Origin of the sequence: Pseudomonas sp. WS 5021 (genome assembly GCF_012985535.1) — a bacterium.
Lineage (GTDB): Bacteria > Pseudomonadota > Gammaproteobacteria > Pseudomonadales > Pseudomonadaceae > Aquipseudomonas.
The window spans coordinates 486,620-503,056 of record NZ_JAAQWP010000001.1; the positions used below are offsets into that span (position 1 = coordinate 486,620).

Sequence of the window (16,437 nt, forward strand, 5' to 3'; positions counted from 1 at the left end):
TGTTGTACCGCTGGTTTACTCGGTAAACGAAGCGGAAATTCTTGAATGGGATGCCGCAAAAGCATTGCGCCGCTACGACATCGCGATCAATCGCCTTGGCGTCAAATAGGAGTAGAGCGAGATGCAAGACCCTCGATATACGCTCAAGCTCGCCGACGAAGACAAGCGCTGGATGACCTTTCCCGCATTGGCCGAAAGTGGAGCCTTGCAACTGCCGGGTCTGCTTGAAGCACAGGACGAAAGTCTGGTTGGCGCCACCAGTGTGGGCGGCGCAACAGAACCGCCGTCTGAGCTGAGCCTGGCCCTGGCCAATGCCAGCCTGCATATCCACGCGTTGACCGAAGAACAGGTGCGCCTGCGCGAGAGCCTGGAAACCCTTAATGGCACCCTGTTTATCACGGGCGGCTCCCTGCTCGGTGGTGTCGCTGCAAGCTCCGTCCCTGTGGCTCCAGAGGCCACCCAAGACAAGGAGCCGGCAGCGGACTCCTGGTACACCAAGGGGGCAAAGTGGTTGGGGGAGGGCTATCTCGAGACGGCCAGGAGCCGGTTAACGGGCAAGGCTGTCGATGTGACGCTTGGCAAGTTGCCCGGCGTGGGGAAACTGTTTCGCGACGATAGCAAGGATTGCTGCTGCCCAGGGGCGACCGAAACCTTGAAGGGACGTGCGCGTTTTCTGCCGAAAAAAACGCTGCGCGAGAGACTCACGGAGCGGTCGTCGTCGAAAAAAACCACCCGCGTCGGCAGCAGCATTGCTGGGTCAATGGCAACGCTGCAGCGTATTTTTGGACAGGCCAGCAAGGCGTTTGACGGGCCCAAAGTGGGTTTTCATGGTGCGTCTTTTCAAGCTGATCGGCCCGCTCCGCGCCTGGGCGAGCGTTCATCCAAGGCGCTTGTTTCACCCGTTCGTGGGCCGCTGTTGCTCAGCGCTCCAGCGCTCGTTTTGCCCAAGACTATCCCCTCCAGCCTGGTTTCAACGATGACCAAACTGGAGTCCGTCGGCACTCGATCCCTTGCGCCGCTGCGCTACGCCGACACCGCCGTCAACCTCGTCCAAGGTGTGCGCAATGGCGACCTGCAAGCGGTTGGTAGTAGCCTCGGCACTGCCGGCGGTGCATGGGCCGGCGCCACTGCCGGCGCAGCCCTTGGTACCCTGGTTTTGCCAGGCGTTGGCACTGCCGTCGGTGGCCTGATCGGCGGCCTGTTGGGCGGCGAAGCGGGCACCTGGCTGGGGGAGAAACTCTTCCCTTCCAGCAATCGCCTGCCATCGCCCGATGCAGTGAGCAAAGAGCTCAACAGCGCCCGCTCGGACAACGTCCAGGTCACCCTGGCACCGAGCATCCAGATCACCGGCGTCAACCCCGCCGACGCCCAGCAGGTGGTCGACCGGGTCCTGCAAACCCTGCAAAACCAATGCGTGCCGATGCTCACCGATTCACTGGCGGTTCGGCGCAACGCGGCACTGACCGATGGAGGTGATTAATGCGACAGCAGATGGTGCTGGGCGACTTTATTTTCGGGCTGTCCCGAGGGTTCGCCTATTCCACGCTTCAGCGCAGCAGTGATGGCGGCTGGGGTGACCTGGAGATTATTGCCAGCAAGCCCCAGTCGCGACAGAACGGCCAGAAGCTGGAAAAACTGACCTTCAATGGAACCGCCATGGCGGCCGTCGGCATGCAGCGCCTGGACCAATTGCGCGCCTTGCAGGATGCACGGGCGCCGCTGCCGTTGGTTGATGGCATCGGCCGCAATTGGGGCCTGTGGCGCATTACCGGGCTCACGGAAAACCAGGCCAATGTGATCGACGACGGCACTGCCATGTTGATCAATTGGTCGCTGGTGCTGGAGGAATTTATCAATGCGTAGAGTGCGAAGTATTGCCGGTGATTCGGTCAACCTGCTGCTTTACCGCGAGCTTGGACGGTGCGATGACGCAGCCGAAGAAACCCTCTGGCGCTTGAACCCCGGGCTTGCCGAGCATGGCCCGGTGTTGCCGGCGGGCGTAGGGGTGATCGTGCCCGAGATGGACGCGCAACCGGGTGTTGCAAAGCCCGTTTCGGCGTGGGATTAAGGAGGTAGCATGGCAATGGGATTTACCCCGGTCGTGGAGATTTATGGTGCCAACGCGGCCTTGATCAACCCACGGCTGATGCAGTGGAAGCACACCGATGCGGCCGGGATCGAATCCGACCGGCTGGAACTGACCATCAACATCGAGGGCCTGGAAGGGCTGCCGAGCCTGGGCGCAAAGATCGGGTTACGGGTGGGGTATCGCGAGTCGGGCCTGGTGGAAAAAGGCGAGTTTGTGATTATCCAGCGCACCCCCTACCTGTTTCCCATGCGCCTGGTGATCGTGGCCACGGCGGCGCCGTTCAGCGTGATGGACCAGAGTGGCTACCGCCAGCGCCGTTCCGCCAGCCATGGGCCCACGACCCTCGGTGCGCTGTTTCGCCAACTGGCGACGCGGCATGGGTTTTCGCCCAGGGTGGCGCCGTCGCTGGATGGGATTGCGATTGATCATATCGACCAGTCCAACGAGACCGACATGGGCTTTATCACCCGCCTGGCCGGGCGCTACAACGCGGTGACCAAGCCGGTCAACGAGCTGTATGTGCTGGCGGAAAGCGGCCAGGTCAAGTCGCTCTCGGGCCAGCAACTGCCGGATGTGCGGCTGTCGGTGACCCATGACAACCGTCCCGGCGAGCAGGCGTTTATCAGTGCCCGGGTTGATGAAAATGCGCGGGCCAAATACCAGGGTTGCCGTGTCAGTTGGTGGGATGCCGCGGCCTCTCGCCAGCGCGTGGTCGAGGTGGGGATCGCACCGTTCAAGACGTTGCGCCAACGGTGCCAGAGTGAAACCGAAGCGCGCTCAGTGGCACAGGGCGAGTTGCGCCGGGTGGGGCGTGAAGGTTTGAGCATCACTATCGACTGCCCTGGTAACCCGTTGCTGTCCGCCGAAGGGCTGTTGCTGCTGGATGAAACCTGGCCGGGGTATATGCAGGGGCGTTGGTCGATTGACAAGGTGACCCATGTAGGCGACACGACGACGGGGTATCGCAGTTCGATCATGGCCCGTGGATTGGCCTCTTAAATGGTTGGAGATCAAGGATGATCACGCTGACGCAGTTGCAACAGATCCTGCCTAACGCCCGCGCCCAAGCGGGTGTTTTTATTTTGGCGTTGAACGCCGCCATGCTTCATCGACACATCACCGGGTCCAAGCGGATGGCGGCCTTTATCGCCCAGGTCGGGCATGAGTCCGGCGAACTGCGTTACGTGCGTGAACTGGGCGGCGAGCACTACTTGAGCAAATACGACACGGGCACCTTGGCTGCACGCCTGGGCAACACTCCCGACGCCGACGGTGACGGGCAGAAGTACCGGGGCCGCGGCTTGATCCAGATTACCGGGCGGCGCAATTACCTGGCCTGCAGCCGGGCGCTGTTTGGCGATGAACGTCTGCTGCATTTCCCCGAACTGCTGGAACAACCGCAATGGGCGGCGGAATCCGCCGCCTGGTTCTGGCACAGCAATGGCTTGAATGAACTGGCGGACCAGGACCAATTCACCGCGATCACCCGCCGGATCAATGGCGGCCTCAATGGGTTGGAGCATCGCCAGCAATTGTGGGCGAAGGCGAGGGCGGTGTTATGCAGTTGAGCTGGCGCATGCTGGCTGTTGTCCTGCTGATGGTCATCCCGGCGGCGGCCAGCTGGCAGGTCCAGGCCTGGCGCCATGGCCTTGCCTTGGAACGCCAGGCTGCGCGGCATTCAGAGGCGCTCAACCGACAAAGCCAGGCGGCGCTGGGCCAATACCGGGCCGAACAGCACAGGCGCCAGGCGTTGGAGCAACAGCTTCAGGCCAGCGATCAACAACACACCCGGGAGTTGAATGATGCACAGCGTCACCAGGTTTATCTGCGCGACCGGCTGGCCACTGCTGATGTGCGCTTGTCAGTCCTTCTCGACCCCGCCGACCCCGCCAACAGCCACGCAATGCCAGCCACCGCCGCCGGCAGCGTGGTTCATGGCGCCGCGCGAGGCCGACTTGACCCGGCGCATGCTCAACGAATTATCGGCATCACCGATGCCGGCGATGACGGATTGATCGCGTTGCGGGCCTGCCAGGCCTATGTGCAGGCCATCTCCCGGTAAGTCGATGAACCCGTCTGCACCTTGCGTGGCCGATGGGCTCCTGTAGGGTAGGCAAACCCCCGCATTTTCCTGGAGACGACCGTGAAGGAAATTACCCAACTCGCCGCCGAACTTGGCCGGCGTTTGCAGGTGCTCAATGCCCACGTCACCACCGCCGAGTCCTGCACCGGTGGTGGTATCGCCGAAGCCATCACCCGTATTCCGGGGAGTTCGGCCTGGTTCGAGGCCGGGTACGTGACCTATTCCAATCGGCAGAAGACCCGCCAGCTGAATGTGCCGCAGGGTTTGTTCCCCAAGGTCGGCGCGGTCAGCCGTGAAGTGGTCGAGGCCATGGCCCGGGGCGCCCAGGAAAAAAGCCTGGCGCGGTTTGCCGTGGCGGTCAGTGGTGTGGCGGGCCCCGATGGCGGCTCGCCGGACAAACCGGTGGGCACCGTATGGCTGGCCTGGGGCGTCGGCGAAGAGGTTACGGCCGAGTGCCAGCACTTCCCCGGCAACCGCGACGAGGTCCGCCGACAAACGGTAAAGGCCGCATTAGAGGGGCTGTTGCGACGAGCTGCAGCAGAAATAGAAAATCAGGGGTAGGCGATCCCCGATCTTTATGGAACAATACTGTCTACTTATACAGGTGTTGGCCGTCAGGCCTTATTGATTACGTGAGGACTTTAATGGACGACAACAAGAAGAAAGCCTTGGCTGCGGCCCTGGGTCAGATCGAACGTCAATTCGGCAAGGGTGCCGTAATGCGTATGGGCGATCACGACCGTCAGGCGATCCCGGCTATTTCCACTGGCTCTCTGGGTCTGGACATCGCGCTCGGCATTGGCGGCCTGCCAAAAGGCCGTATCGTTGAAATCTACGGTCCAGAGTCTTCTGGTAAAACCACCCTGACCCTGTCGGTGATTGCCCAGGCCCAAAAAATGGGCGCCACCTGCGCGTTCGTCGATGCCGAGCACGCCCTGGATCCTGAATACGCGGGCAAGCTGGGCGTCAATGTCGACGACCTGCTGGTTTCGCAGCCGGACACTGGCGAACAAGCCCTGGAAATCACCGACATGCTGGTGCGCTCCAACGCCATCGACGTGATCGTGGTCGACTCCGTGGCGGCCCTGGTGCCAAAGGCCGAGATCGAAGGCGAAATGGGCGACATGCACGTCGGCCTGCAAGCCCGTCTGATGTCCCAGGCCCTGCGTAAAATCACCGGTAACATTAAGAACGCCAACTGCCTGGTGATCTTCATCAACCAGATCCGGATGAAGATCGGCGTAATGTTCGGCAGCCCGGAAACCACCACCGGTGGTAACGCGCTGAAGTTCTACGCTTCGGTCCGTCTGGACATCCGCCGTACCGGCGCGGTGAAGGAAGGTGACGAGGTTGTCGGTAGCGAAACCCGCGTCAAGGTGGTGAAGAACAAGGTAGCCCCGCCATTCCGTCAGGCTGAGTTCCAGATTCTCTACGGCAAGGGTATCTACCTGAACGGCGAGATGATCGATCTGGGCGTGCTGCACGGTTTTGTCGAGAAGTCCGGTGCCTGGTATGCCTACAACGGCAGCAAGATCGGTCAGGGCAAGGCCAACTCGGCCAAGTTCCTGCAGGACAACCCGGATATCGCGGCGACCCTTGAGAAGCAGATCCGCGACAAGCTGCTGACCCCGGCGCCAGACGTCAAGGCTGCGGCTAACCGTGAACCTGTTGATGACATGGCAGAAGCCGACGCTGATATCTGAGTCCAACGATGACAGTTGTACTCGATACGCTGGTTGCCGTACGGCGTACGGCAATGGACCTGCTCGCACGACGCGAGCATGGTCGTGTCGAGCTGACGCGTAAATTGCGTCAGCGTGGCGCCCCTCCTGAAATGATTGAAACAGCCCTCGACCGCCTGACGGAAGAGGGGCTGCTTTCCGAAGCCCGATATCTCGAAAGTTTTGTTTCCTACCGGGCACGCTCGGGCTACGGGCCTGCGCGGATTCGCGAGGAGCTGAGCCAGCGGGGCTTGCAGCGCGCCGATATTGATCTGGCACTGCGCGAGTGTGGCATCAGTTGGCAAACACAACTGGAAGACACCTGGCGCCGCAAATTTGCTGGCCATCTGCCTATTGATGCCCGTGAGCGTGCCAAGCAAGGGCGTTTTTTGAGTTATCGCGGGTTTTCGATGGAGATGATCAGCCGGCTGTTGAGCGGTCGAGATCTGGACGACTGATTCTTCGGCAAGCGACGATCAAAGGTGGGAGCTGTCGAACTCCTGCGAGGCTGCGATGGTGGCCTCACAGCGAATAGTGTATTGCCTGACACGCCGCCATCGCAGCCTCGCAGGGGCTCGACAGCTCCCACATAAAACAGCACTAAAAAAGGCCCGCTATGAAAATAGCGGGCCTTTTTTGTGTTTTACGGCATCACGCCGGTTCCGGCGCTACCCGTTGCTGTGCTTTACCCTGAGCCTCAGCCCAGTTCTCCGGCAGGTTGATGTAATCCACCAACTCTCGCAATCGCCCCTGGTTCCGCCCGGTGAAGTTGAACACCAGGCGCGTCAGGTGGCTGAAGCGTGCTTCATCGTGCTCTTGGCCCCCGTAGGGCAGTTGCTGGAAGTCATCACTGAGCCGCAGATCAGCGAAGGCCGTCTGTATATGCGCCATTGCCTGCTCGCTGAGCGGATGGTTCATGCGCACCACGAACTGGCGCTTCAACCAGCGAGTGGAATGGAAGTTGGCATAGAACTGGTTGATTTCATGCACCGCCTCTTCAGCGCTGTGAACCAGGCGTACCAGCTTGAGATCGGTGGGTAAGATGTAGCGGTTGGCCTCCAGTTGGTTGCGAACAAACTCCAGGGCACCTTTCCAGAAACCGCCGCCGGGCTCGTCCAGCAGCACCACAGGCACCAACGGGCTCTTGCCGGTCTGGATCAACGTCAGGACTTCCAGCGCTTCATCCAGGGTGCCGAAGCCTCCGGGGCAGAGCACCAACCCATCAGCTTCCTTGACGAAAAACAGCTTGCGGGTAAAGAAGAAGTGAAATGACAGCAGGTTTTCCGTGCCATCAATGGTCGGGTTGGCATGCTGCTCAAAGGGCAGGGTGATATTGAACCCCAGGCTGTGTTCCAGGCCCGCCCCTTCGTGGGCCGCGGCCATGATGCCGCCGCCGCCGCCGGTGATGACCATCAGATCCGAGCGGGCCAGGGCTGCGCCCACTTCCCGGGCCAGGGCATAGAGCGGGCTTTCCACTGGTGTGCGGGCCGAGCCGAAGACGGTGACCTTGCGTCGGCCCTTGAACTGTTCGAGCACGCGAAACGCATGGTCCAGTTCATTTATCGCCTTCAATGTGATCTTGGCGTTCCAGCGGTCGCGGTCGTCCTGGGCCATACGCAGCACGGTGAGGATCATGTCGCGATACAGAGAGATATTCGGGCTGCTGGGGGCAATCAGCTTGAGTTGCGCTTCGACCTGTTGTGTAAGGTCGGTCCCGTTTTCTGGAAAATGACGGGTCAGCAGGTCGTTCGGTTGATCAGGCATTCAGCTTCTCCTTCGTTACAGAGCCCTGGCGTCTTGCTTGCAGGCTGCTGACGGCGACGAAACAGGCTCTGTATGTTCCTTGTGGTTAAAAACCTTTGCACTGCAAGTCACGCGAGGGCAACCTTTTTTGCCCTGGAAATGTTACCGGATCGCTCGATCATGAGCCCCTAAAGTCTTGTCTGGCAATAACTTAATGGGCATTGATCGAGGTTTTGCGGGCGGGAGCTGTCGCGCCGTTGACCAACGGCGCGTGGGAGAGGGGGCTTACTTTTTCTTCTTGGCCGGGGCCGGGCAATCAGTCTCGACGAACTTGACCGAGGCCACTGGCCGGTTGGTTTTGTTTTCGGTGATTTCGTAGCGCATCACGGCGCCCTTGGCCATCAACTCGCGATAGCCTTTGTTCAGGCAAACGCTTTGTCCCAGTTGGAAATACACGGCTTTGGGGTTGGCGCGCATTTGCTCGGCGCGCTCGGGCAGCACGCTCAAGTGATCAATCAGTTGCATGCCTTCGACGGTGTAGGCCACTTCCAGGGTTTGTTCATCAATTTCCCTGGGCAGGTCTTTGTTGCTTTCTGCCGCGACGCTTTGCAGTTTCTTGTTCATTTGCAGCTCCACCAGGGAGGCTGCCTGGGCGCCCAAGGGCAATACCAGCGCCAGGGCGACGGTCGGGGCGGCAAGACGCAACATAAGACGCAGCATGAAACTCTCCTGATTCGGTTACTGGTCCATAGACCCATCACTGCGCTATGCGTTCAGTGGCGCAGGATTATAGGTGACCTGTCGCCGCGACGGCCAGGCGTATTGGCGGGGCGGCTCTGGTAAACTGCTGGCACTTTTGCCTGCCCCCGAGTTTTGTCCGTGTCGATTTTCATCGCTTCCCAACGGCACCCGCTATGAGCCACGCGGTGTTCCGTCTGCGCACCCAGCGCCTGGCCCGTGCCGTCAGCCCCTTTGTCGCACGCGGCTCGCGTGCCGAACGTTGCCCCAGATGCCGAGTGATCCCCCAATACTGCCTATGCGCCTGGCGTCCCAAGGTCCAGGCCAGGTCGGCCATGTGCCTGTTGATGCACGATGTGGAGCCGATGAAGCCCAGCAATACCGGTTGGCTGATCGCTGATGTGATCGAAGACACCAGCGCCTTCCCCTGGACGCGCACGGCCGTCGAACCTGAGTTGCTGGCGCTGCTGGCCGACCCGCAATGGCAGCCCTACATCGTCTTTCCCGGCGAGTTTGTGGCGCCGCAGCGGGTGGTCAGCGAGGTGAAGGTGGCGCAGGGCAAGCGCCCGTTGTTTATCCTGCTGGACGGCACCTGGAGCGAAGCGCGCAAGATGTTTCGCAAGAGCCCGTATCTGGAGCACCTGCCGGTACTGAGCCTGGAGCCGGAGCAGCTTTCGCGCTACAAATTGCGCCGCTCCAAGCGTGATGACCACTTCTGCACCGCCGAAGTGGCCGCGTTGTGCCTGGAACTGGCCGAGGACCAGCAGGCCAGCGAAGTGCTGGACGCCTACCTGGATGTTTTCAGTACCCATTACCTGGCGGCCAAGTTCCAGTTGGCGCTGGATCCGACGGACAGTGTCCACACGCGTCTGGCACCTTATCTGTAGGACTTCGGGGTCAGATGACCTTTGCATGATGGCACTGCATCGCCTGAGCCGGCTAAAATGCCATCAAGCGTAACTGTTCGTGACAGCCGCTGGCTGGCACCTTGTACGTTGGCGAGCACCGAACCCATCGGTGCTCCCATAAAAAACAGGATCATTTAATAAATGGCCACATACGAAATCCTGATTGCCGATGACCACCCGCTTTTCCGCAGCGCGCTGCACCAGGCCGTCACACTGGGCCTGGGCCCGGACGTCCGCCTGGTGGAAGTGGGCAGCATCGCTGAGCTGGAAGCCCGCCTGACTGACAAGACCGATTGGGATCTGGTGCTGCTGGACCTGAACATGCCCGGTGCCTACGGGTTTTCCGGCCTGGTGCTGTTGCGCGGGCAATACCCGCAGATTCCGGTGGTGATGGTGTCGGCCCAGGAAGAGGCAGACGTCGTAGTGCGTTCCCGCGAGTTCGGGGCCAGTGGTTTTATCCCCAAGTCCAGCTCCATGGAGCAGATTCAAGCAGCGGTGCGCACGGTGTTGGACGGTGATGTCTCATGGCCGCCGCAGGCATTCGAAGAAATCAACGTGTCCGCCGAAGCCAAGGCCGCCCAGGAAGGGCTCGCCAGCCTCACGCCACAGCAGTTTCGTGTATTGACCATGGTCTGCGAGGGATTGCTGAACAAGCAGATCGCCTATGAGCTGAGCGTGTCTGAAGCGACCATCAAGGCACACGTTACCGCGATCTTCCGTAAGCTGGGCGTGCGCACCCGCACCCAGGCGGCGCTGCTGTTGCAACAACTTGAGTCAATTTCCCACTCATAGGCCTGCTCGATTCACGCTTTTTTGACTTGGCGTGCTCTAGCTTCCTTCCATCTTTTTTGCTCAGTTGCCTACCTATGTCGCCTTTCAAGGGTCAAACCGGTATCAAACGTATCTTCAACGCCGGGGGCTATTCCCTCGATGGCCTGCGTGCCGCTTTCACCGGCGAGGCGGCTTTTCGTCAGTTGGTGTTGCTCAACGTTATCCTGATTCCGTTGAGCTTTTTCCTCAGCGTCAGCCGTGTAGAGCGCGCACTGTTGATTGCCGTGTGCTTGCTGGCGTTGATTGTCGAGTTGCTCAACTCGGCGGTGGAAGCGGCCATCGACCGGATCTCCCTGGATCGCCACCCCTTGTCGAAAAACGCCAAGGACATGGGCAGCGCCGCGCAATTCGTCGCGCTGACCATGATTACCGTGGTGTGGGCCGTGATCCTGATCTAGGCGATATTCGGCAGCACGATCTCGTCGCTGCGCTGCACCCCGGCGGTAAAGGCGCGGCACAGTTCGAGGAACTCGCGCATGGCCGAGGTCTGGTACTTCTGTTTATGCCAGATAAAGTAGAACTGCCGGGCCAGGTCCAGGTCCGGGGTCTCGACGGGCACCAGGCTGCCGCGCCGGAACGCATCCCGTAGCGCCAGGCGGGAAATGCAGCCAATCCCCAATCCCGACTCCACAGCGCGTTTGATCGCCTCGGTGTGCTCCAGCTCCAGGCGAATATTCAGTGCGCTGCGATGATGGCGCATGGCCTGATCAAACGTCAGGCGCGTCCCGGAGCCCTGTTCCCGCAGGATCCAGGCTTCATGGGTCAACTGCTCCATGCTCGCCTGGCCACGCAGGGCCAGGGGATGCTGGGGCGCACAGAACACCACCAGTTCATCCTCGACCCAGGTTTGCACCTCGATGTCCGGGTGGCTGCAGTCACCTTCGATTAGACCCAGATCAATTTCGTAATGCGCAACCTGATGCACGATATGCGCAGTGTTCTGTACATGCAGCTTCACCTGGCTCTCGGGATGCTGCTGCATGAAACTGCCGATCAGCAGTGTGGCCAGGTAATTGCCGATGGTTAGGGTCGCGCCGACTGCCAGGGAGCCGAAGCCGGACTTGCCGTTGAGCAGGTCTTCGATTTCCTTGGCCTGGTCCAGCAGCGCCACCGCCTGGGGCAGCAACTGATGTCCCAGGGCGTTGAGGCTCAGGCGTTTACCGGCGCGGTCGAACAATTGGCAGCTGGATTGGCGCTCCAGCTCGGTGATCGAGGTGCTGGCGGCGGATTGAGATAAGGCCAGAAGGCCAGCAGCGCGTGACACACTTTCCTGCTGGGCGACGGCGACGAAGACTTGCAGTTGACGGAGAGTAAATCGCATATCGATATAACCGATAACCCTTATCTTAATAATCCAGTTAACAGATATTGTCGCCGCCATTAGAATACTGTGCAATTGCGCACCTATCATTTTGGCGCAGACCCATTTCCAGGAGTTCCCCGTACATGAGCAACATGAACCACGAGCGTGTCCTCAGTGTTCATCACTGGAACGACACTCTGTTCAGCTTCAAGTGCACCCGCGATCCGGGCCTGCGCTTCGAGAACGGTCAGTTCGTGATGATCGGCCTGCAGCAGCCCAACGGCCGCCCGCTCATGCGTGCTTACTCCATTGCCAGCCCGAACTGGGAAGAGCATCTGGAGTTCTTCAGCATCAAGGTCCCGGATGGCCCGCTGACTTCCCAATTGCAGCATTTGAAGGAAGGCGACGAGATCATCATCAGCAAAAAACCGACGGGCACCCTGGTGCTCGACGATCTGAAGCCGGGCAAACACCTGTATCTGCTCAGCACCGGCACTGGTCTTGCGCCATTCATGAGCGTGATCCAGGACCCGGAAACCTACGAGCGCTTTGAAAAAGTGATTCTGTGCCACGGCGTGCGTTACGTTAACGAAGTCGCTTACCGCGAATTCATCACCGAGCACCTGCCACAGAACGAGTTCTTCGGCGAAGCGCTGCGTGAAAAGTTGATCTACTACCCGACCGTGACCCGTGAGCCGTTCGAAAACGAAGGTCGCCTCACCGACCTGATGCGCAGCGGCAAGCTGTTCAGCGATATCGGCCTGCCGCCGATCAATCCTGAAGACGACCGCGCCATGCTGTGCGGTAGCCCGAGCATGCTCGACGAGACCAGCGAAGTGCTGAACAGCTTCGGCCTGAAGGTTTCGCCACGCATGCGTGAGCCGGGTGACTACCTGATCGAACGTGCGTTCGTCGAGAAATAAACGCGGTCAAAAAATGTGGGAGCTGCCCGGTGTAGGAGCTGGCTTGCCTGCGATATAGGCACCTCGGTGTATCAGTTACACCACAGTGATGCCATCGCAGGCAAGCCAGCTCCTACACCGGCCAGCTCCCATATTTGTTTTTGGCGTTTATTCGGCCGCAACCACTTCAAGCACACAAATCATCCCAGCCTCGGGATAGTGCCAACGCACATCCACATCCCAGAAGCGCACACCATATTCGCGCTCCGGCCCTGGCGTCTGATACGCCGGCCGTGGATCCTGCGCCAGACACTGCTCAATCAGCTCTACCAGCGGCTCGTCCAGGCGCTGGGCGTGGCTGTGAGCCTGGTGCAGGGCGGTCTTGAGCCACTGCACAGGAATCAGCGGTGGTGCGCTGCTGGCGATGCTGTTGGTGGCGGTGTCGATGATGTCGGCATAGGGCACATACGGCTTGATATCCAGGACCGGCGTGCCATCGAGCAGATCGATCCCGGAAATCCACAGCCGGCCCGGCTCTACCTTGTCCAGCTTGACCACTGACTGGCCAATGCCATTGGGGCGATGGGTCGCGCGGGTGGCAAATACGCCCATGGACGTGTTGCCGCCCAGGCGTGGCGGGCGCACTTTCAAGCGCGGCTTGTCTTCCAGGGCCTGATGAAACAGGAACAGCAGCCACACATGGCTGACCTGCTCCAGGCCCTGTACTGCCTCACCCTGGTCGAACGGCGCGACCAACTCCAACACGCCGCGGGCGGCGGGCGCCAGTTGAGGCTGGCGCGGGATGGCGAACTTCTCCTTGAAGCAGGAGCGTACGAAGCCGACGGGCGAGACGTTGTAACTCATGGTTTACGCGCGAACCCGCAGGGTCAGGCCCTTGAGGAAGTTACGCAGCAACTGGTCGCCACACGGGCGATAGTTGGTGTGGCCGAACTTGCGAAACAGCGCGCTCAGTTCCGGCTTGGACACCGGGAACTCGGCTGCCTTGAGGATGGCGTGCATGTCGTCTTCCTTGAGTTCGAAGGCCACGCGCAGTTTCTTGAGGATGATGTTGTTGGTCACCGGGGTTTCGATCGGCTGCGGTGGACGGCTTTCGTCCTTGCCGCGCTTGAAGATCACCAGGCCATCGAGGAAGTGCGCCATGACTTCGTCCGGGCAGAACACGAAGCCTTCTTCCTCGTCTTTCTTGAGGTAGGTCAGCAGGTCGTCCTTGGACACTTCCATGCCGCCGATCTTGATGATCTCGACCATCTTGTTGTCGCTGATGTCGAGCATGTAGCGCACGCTGCGCAGTACGTCGTTGTGAATCATGGTGGGCAATCCTGGTATTCGACTGTAGACCTCGCCCGGGCGGGCGAGGTCGAGAGATAGGGTGGCTTAGAACTTTTCTTTGCCGGACATGTAGCGCCACTGGCCGACCGGCACCTTGCCGATGGACACGCCGCCAATGCGGATGCGGCGAATGGCCACAACCTTCAGGCCAATGGCTTCGCAGAACAGGGCAATGATGCCGGGCTGCGGGTTTTTCAGGGCAAAGCGCAGGCGGTTCTCGTTCTGCCAGCTGGCTTTGACTGCAGGCAACTCCTTGCCTTTGTACATCAGGCCGTGGGCGAGGCGGTTCAGGCCGTGCTCGGCCACGTCGCCTGAGACTTCAACCACATACTCCTGCTCGATCTTGGCGGCGTCGGCCGTCAGCTTGCGCAGGATCTTCCAGTCCTGGGTAAACACCAACAGGCCGCTGGCCTTGGCTTGCAGGTCGGCGCTGGCGGTCAGGCGCAGGAAGTGGCCCTTGAGCGGGCGCTTGCTGAAGCGGTGCTCCTCGGACAGGGTCTCGGCGCTGAGGGACTGCATCGCGCTGTCGACGTCCACGCCGGCCGGCGCATGAAACAGGATAGTCACCGGCTCTGGAGCGGTGGCCTTGGCCTCGGGATCAAGTTCGACTTTTTGTGTCGTGACCTTGAACTGCGGTTCATCGATCACTTCGCCATCCACCGAGACCCAGCCGCCTTCGATGAACAGCTCGGCCTCCCGACGGGAGCAACCGACCAGTTCGATAAGGCGTTTGGAGAGGCGTATGGGGTCAGTCATGACAAGGGCCGTAACAAAAGGGGGCAGCTATTGTACCTGCCTGGAGCCGGTTAATCCCGGCCCCATTTCGCCGCAGTTGCTTTTTGTGGGAGGTGTCAGCCACTGCGTGTTTGCTGGGCCTGGCGCAAACGCATATGCAGCAACGGATAAGGCTGCCCCATGCCGTCATGCTCGGTGCGCCCGATCACTTCAAAACCCTGCTTGATATAGAAGCCCAGGGCCTGGGGGTTTTGTTCGTTGACGTCCAGCTCATCGGCATTCATCGAGGTAATGGCATAGTGCAGCAACTGCCGGCCCAGGCCCTGGCCCCGGTAGTGCGGGTCGATGAACAGCATTTCCACCTTGCCCGCCGCAACGCCGGCAAACCCGGTGATCCGTTGGCGCGCGTCCTTGGTGCAGATCAACATCACGGCATCCAGGTAGCGCGTCAGCACCAGGTGCCTGAGGCGTTCGATGTAGCTTTGCGGCAGGAAGTCATGGGTGGCGCGCACCGAGGCCTCCCAGATCCGGGTCAGCTCCGGGTAGTCGCTGGTTTTTGGGGTGTGGATAACCGAGTGCTGGCCCATGCCCGCTGCTCCTTGCTGCTTGTTGGCGTTGATGGGGCAAACGATAGACCTAAAAAAGCCCCGCATCTTGTCCAGAAGCAGGGCTTTTTCAATTTTTTACAGCTTAGTCGCGTTTTTGCGCCCAGAGGTCGTACTCGTCGGCGTCGGTGACCGTGCACCAGACCTTGTCGCCTGGCTTGAGGCCGCTGGCGTCATCGATAAATACATTGCCGTCGATTTCCGGTGCGTCGAAGAAGCAACGGCCGACCGCGCCTTGCTCGTCCACTTCGTCGATCAGCACTTCGATTTCCTTGCCGATACGCAGTTGCAGGCGGGCCGAGCTGATGGCCTGTTGATGGGCCATGAAGCGCTCCCAGCGGTCTTGCTTGACGTCATCCGGCACCACGGCCAGGTCCAGCAGGTTGGCCGGGGCACCTTCCACCGGCGAGTACTGGAAGCAGCCGACGCGATCCAGTTGCGCTTCGGTCAGCCAGTCCAGCAGGTACTGGAAGTCTTCTTCGGTTTCGCCGGGGAAGCCGACGATAAAGGTCGAGCGGATGATCAGCTCGGGGCATATCTGGCGCCAGTTCTTGATGCGCGCCAGGGTCTTGTCTTCGAAGGCCGGGCGTTTCATGGCCTTGAGCACTTTGGGGCTGGCGTGCTGGAACGGGATGTCCAGGTACGGCAGGATCTTGCCGGCGGCCATCAACGGGATCAATTCGTCGACGTGCGGGTATGGGTACACGTAGTGCAGGCGCACCCACACACCCAGGCTGCTCAGGGCTTCGCACAGTTCGGTCATGCGGGTTTTCACCGGCGCGCCGTTCCAGAAACCGGTGCGGTACTTCACATCGACGCCGTAGGCGCTGGTGTCCTGGGAGATCACCAGCAGTTCCTTGACGCCAGACTTGACCAGGCGCTGGGCCTCGTCCAGTACATCGCCCACCGGGCGGCTGACCAGCTTGCCGCGCATCGACGGGATGATGCAGAAGCTGCAGCTGTGGTTGCAGCCTTCGGAAATCTTCAGGTACGCATAATGCCGCGGGGTCAGCTTGATGCCCTGGGGTGGCACCAGGTCGATCAGCGGGTTGTGGTCCTGGCGCGGCGGCACTACCTCGTGCACGGCGTTGACCACCTGCTCGTACTGCTGCGGACCGGTCACGGCCAGCACGCTTGGGTGCACGTTGCGGATATTGCCTTCTTCCACACCCATGCAGCCGGTGACGATGACCTTGCCGTTTTCCTTGATGGCTTCGCCGATCACTTCCAGGGACTCTGCCTTGGCTGAGTCAATGAAGCCACAGGTGTTGACCACCACCACATCGGCGTCCTGATAAGTGGACACGACGTCGTAGCCTTCCATGCGCAGTTGCGTGAGGATGCGCTCGGAGTCGACGAGCGCCTTCGGGCAACCCAGGGAAACAAAGCCAACCTTGGGGTTGGCTTTTGCGATGGTGGTGGACATGTC

At 60.5% G+C, this 16,437-nt stretch carries 21 protein-coding genes; 13 read left to right on the top strand and 8 right to left on the bottom strand.

Annotated features, from left to right (window positions below; translation table 11 throughout):
- Window positions 1–121: 121 nt before the first annotated feature.
- From HBO19_RS28390 to recX, 9 genes are all read left to right on the top strand, one after another.
- Window positions 122–1,480 carry a tail tape measure protein gene (locus HBO19_RS28390; RefSeq protein WP_262386223.1) on the top strand — a complete coding sequence of 453 codons (1,359 nt, stop codon included), beginning with the start codon at window positions 122–124 and terminating at the stop codon, window positions 1,478–1,480.
- Window positions 1,480–1,863 carry a phage tail protein gene (locus HBO19_RS02220; RefSeq protein WP_170056818.1) on the top strand — a complete coding sequence of 128 codons (384 nt, stop codon included), beginning with the start codon at window positions 1,480–1,482 and terminating at the stop codon, window positions 1,861–1,863. Before HBO19_RS28390 ends, HBO19_RS02220 begins: the two co-directional genes overlap by 1 nt.
- Entirely contained in the window at window positions 1,856–2,068 is a 213-nt protein-coding gene (locus tag HBO19_RS02225; RefSeq protein ID WP_169954586.1) for a tail protein X, read from the top strand. The genes HBO19_RS02220 and HBO19_RS02225 overlap by 8 nt, the downstream gene beginning before the upstream one ends.
- A gap of 9 nt (window positions 2,069–2,077) precedes the next feature.
- Window positions 2,078–3,088, top strand: coding sequence for a contractile injection system protein, VgrG/Pvc8 family (locus HBO19_RS02230; protein ID WP_170056819.1), 1,011 nt, complete (start codon window positions 2,078–2,080; stop codon window positions 3,086–3,088).
- A gap of 17 nt (window positions 3,089–3,105) precedes the next feature.
- Complete coding sequence (locus tag HBO19_RS02235; RefSeq protein WP_170056820.1) at window positions 3,106–3,657, top strand: glycoside hydrolase family 19 protein; 552 nt, start codon at window positions 3,106–3,108, stop codon at window positions 3,655–3,657.
- Window positions 3,658–3,665: 8 nt separating this feature from the next.
- Window positions 3,666–4,151, top strand: a complete 486-nt coding sequence (locus tag HBO19_RS02240; protein WP_262386224.1) for a lysis protein — start codon at window positions 3,666–3,668, stop codon at window positions 4,149–4,151.
- Between the two features lie 81 nt (window positions 4,152–4,232).
- The gene (locus HBO19_RS02245) at window positions 4,233–4,733 is read left to right on the top strand and encodes a CinA family protein (protein ID WP_169954590.1); all 501 of its coding nucleotides are present in this window, start codon (window positions 4,233–4,235) and stop codon (window positions 4,731–4,733) included.
- 83 nt (window positions 4,734–4,816) lie between these two features.
- Entirely contained in the window at window positions 4,817–5,875 is a 1,059-nt protein-coding gene (gene recA, locus HBO19_RS02250; protein WP_029295312.1) for a recombinase RecA, read from the top strand.
- Window positions 5,876–5,883: 8 nt separating this feature from the next.
- Window positions 5,884–6,351 (top strand): recombination regulator RecX, encoded by a 468-nt coding sequence (gene recX, locus HBO19_RS02255; protein ID WP_032858392.1) that lies wholly within the window; start codon window positions 5,884–5,886, stop codon window positions 6,349–6,351.
- A gap of 193 nt (window positions 6,352–6,544) precedes the next feature.
- Here the strand turns inward: recX and HBO19_RS02260 are convergent, their stop codons facing one another.
- Together HBO19_RS02260 and HBO19_RS02265 are read right to left on the bottom strand one after the other, a co-directional pair.
- Window positions 6,545–7,657, bottom strand: coding sequence for a TIGR00730 family Rossman fold protein (locus HBO19_RS02260; RefSeq protein WP_170056822.1), 1,113 nt, complete (start codon window positions 7,655–7,657; stop codon window positions 6,545–6,547).
- Window positions 7,658–7,921: 264 nt separating this feature from the next.
- Window positions 7,922–8,356: a PA3611 family quorum-sensing-regulated virulence factor gene (locus tag HBO19_RS02265; RefSeq protein ID WP_169954592.1), complete on the bottom strand. Its 435-nt coding sequence runs from the start codon at window positions 8,354–8,356 to the stop codon at window positions 7,922–7,924.
- Window positions 8,357–8,550: 194 nt separating this feature from the next.
- On the opposite strand from HBO19_RS02265, the gene HBO19_RS02270 reads away from it, so the two are divergent.
- The 3 genes from HBO19_RS02270 (at window position 8,551) to HBO19_RS02280 (ending at window position 10,511) form a co-directional block, all read left to right on the top strand.
- On the top strand, window positions 8,551–9,261 hold the full coding sequence (locus HBO19_RS02270; RefSeq protein WP_169954593.1) for a tRNA-uridine aminocarboxypropyltransferase: 711 nt from the start codon (window positions 8,551–8,553) through the stop codon (window positions 9,259–9,261).
- Between the two features lie 162 nt (window positions 9,262–9,423).
- A complete protein-coding gene (erdR, locus tag HBO19_RS02275) occupies window positions 9,424–10,074 on the top strand; it encodes a response regulator transcription factor ErdR (RefSeq protein ID WP_169954594.1) in 651 nt (216 codons plus the stop codon).
- A gap of 74 nt (window positions 10,075–10,148) precedes the next feature.
- Entirely contained in the window at window positions 10,149–10,511 is a 363-nt protein-coding gene (locus HBO19_RS02280; protein WP_169954595.1) for a diacylglycerol kinase, read from the top strand.
- On the opposite strand, the gene HBO19_RS02285 is transcribed toward HBO19_RS02280, so the two are convergent.
- Window positions 10,508–11,434, bottom strand: coding sequence for a LysR family transcriptional regulator (locus HBO19_RS02285; RefSeq protein ID WP_169954596.1), 927 nt, complete (start codon window positions 11,432–11,434; stop codon window positions 10,508–10,510). The two genes, HBO19_RS02280 and HBO19_RS02285, sit on opposite strands and share 4 nt — an antisense overlap.
- 125 nt (window positions 11,435–11,559) lie before the next feature.
- Here HBO19_RS02285 and fpr point away from each other — a divergent pair, with 125 nt between their 5' ends.
- On the top strand, window positions 11,560–12,339 hold the full coding sequence (fpr, locus tag HBO19_RS02290; protein ID WP_003172178.1) for a ferredoxin-NADP reductase: 780 nt from the start codon (window positions 11,560–11,562) through the stop codon (window positions 12,337–12,339).
- 147 nt (window positions 12,340–12,486) lie between these two features.
- Here the strand turns inward: fpr and tsaA are convergent, their stop codons facing one another.
- The 5 genes from tsaA to rimO form a co-directional block, all read right to left on the bottom strand.
- On the bottom strand, window positions 12,487–13,182 hold the full coding sequence (gene tsaA / locus HBO19_RS02295; RefSeq protein WP_170041857.1) for a tRNA (N6-threonylcarbamoyladenosine(37)-N6)-methyltransferase TrmO: 696 nt from the start codon (window positions 13,180–13,182) through the stop codon (window positions 12,487–12,489).
- A 3-nt stretch (window positions 13,183–13,185) separates the two neighbouring features.
- Complete coding sequence (locus HBO19_RS02300; protein WP_057439364.1) at window positions 13,186–13,647, bottom strand: DUF1456 family protein; 462 nt, start codon at window positions 13,645–13,647, stop codon at window positions 13,186–13,188.
- Between the two features lie 66 nt (window positions 13,648–13,713).
- Entirely contained in the window at window positions 13,714–14,424 is a 711-nt protein-coding gene (locus HBO19_RS02305; RefSeq protein WP_170056823.1) for an rRNA pseudouridine synthase, read from the bottom strand.
- A 95-nt stretch (window positions 14,425–14,519) separates the two neighbouring features.
- A complete protein-coding gene (locus HBO19_RS02310) occupies window positions 14,520–14,990 on the bottom strand; it encodes a GNAT family N-acetyltransferase (RefSeq protein WP_169954599.1) in 471 nt (156 codons plus the stop codon).
- 103 nt (window positions 14,991–15,093) lie between these two features.
- A complete protein-coding gene (rimO, locus tag HBO19_RS02315) occupies window positions 15,094–16,422 on the bottom strand; it encodes a 30S ribosomal protein S12 methylthiotransferase RimO (protein ID WP_169851201.1) in 1,329 nt (442 codons plus the stop codon).
- Between the last annotated feature and the right edge of the window lie 15 nt (window positions 16,423–16,437).

Bases quoted from the DNA above. Each gene is read 5' to 3' on its own strand.
- HBO19_RS28390 (WP_262386223.1), top strand. From the start codon at position 122: ATGCAAGACCCTCGATATACGCTCAAGCTCGCCGACGAAGACAAGCGC.
- HBO19_RS02220 (WP_170056818.1), top strand. From the start codon at position 1,480: ATGCGACAGCAGATGGTGCTGGGCGACTTTATTTTCGGGCTGTCCCGA.
- HBO19_RS02225 (WP_169954586.1), top strand. From the start codon at position 1,856: ATGCGTAGAGTGCGAAGTATTGCCGGTGATTCGGTCAACCTGCTGCTT.
- HBO19_RS02230 (WP_170056819.1), top strand. From the start codon at position 2,078: ATGGCAATGGGATTTACCCCGGTCGTGGAGATTTATGGTGCCAACGCG.
- HBO19_RS02235 (WP_170056820.1), top strand. From the start codon at position 3,106: ATGATCACGCTGACGCAGTTGCAACAGATCCTGCCTAACGCCCGCGCC.
- HBO19_RS02240 (WP_262386224.1), top strand. From the start codon at position 3,666: ATGCTGGCTGTTGTCCTGCTGATGGTCATCCCGGCGGCGGCCAGCTGG.
- recA (WP_029295312.1), top strand. From the start codon at position 4,817: ATGGACGACAACAAGAAGAAAGCCTTGGCTGCGGCCCTGGGTCAGATC.
- recX (WP_032858392.1), top strand. From the start codon at position 5,884: ATGACAGTTGTACTCGATACGCTGGTTGCCGTACGGCGTACGGCAATG.
- HBO19_RS02260 (WP_170056822.1), bottom strand. From the start codon at position 7,657: ATGCCTGATCAACCGAACGACCTGCTGACCCGTCATTTTCCAGAAAAC.
- HBO19_RS02265 (WP_169954592.1), bottom strand. From the start codon at position 8,356: ATGCTGCGTCTTATGTTGCGTCTTGCCGCCCCGACCGTCGCCCTGGCG.
- HBO19_RS02270 (WP_169954593.1), top strand. From the start codon at position 8,551: ATGAGCCACGCGGTGTTCCGTCTGCGCACCCAGCGCCTGGCCCGTGCC.
- erdR (WP_169954594.1), top strand. From the start codon at position 9,424: ATGGCCACATACGAAATCCTGATTGCCGATGACCACCCGCTTTTCCGC.
- HBO19_RS02280 (WP_169954595.1), top strand. From the start codon at position 10,149: ATGTCGCCTTTCAAGGGTCAAACCGGTATCAAACGTATCTTCAACGCC.
- HBO19_RS02285 (WP_169954596.1), bottom strand. From the start codon at position 11,434: ATGCGATTTACTCTCCGTCAACTGCAAGTCTTCGTCGCCGTCGCCCAG.
- fpr (WP_003172178.1), top strand. From the start codon at position 11,560: ATGAGCAACATGAACCACGAGCGTGTCCTCAGTGTTCATCACTGGAAC.
- tsaA (WP_170041857.1), bottom strand. From the start codon at position 13,182: ATGAGTTACAACGTCTCGCCCGTCGGCTTCGTACGCTCCTGCTTCAAG.
- HBO19_RS02300 (WP_057439364.1), bottom strand. From the start codon at position 13,647: ATGATTCACAACGACGTACTGCGCAGCGTGCGCTACATGCTCGACATC.
- HBO19_RS02305 (WP_170056823.1), bottom strand. From the start codon at position 14,424: ATGACTGACCCCATACGCCTCTCCAAACGCCTTATCGAACTGGTCGGT.
- HBO19_RS02310 (WP_169954599.1), bottom strand. From the start codon at position 14,990: ATGGGCCAGCACTCGGTTATCCACACCCCAAAAACCAGCGACTACCCG.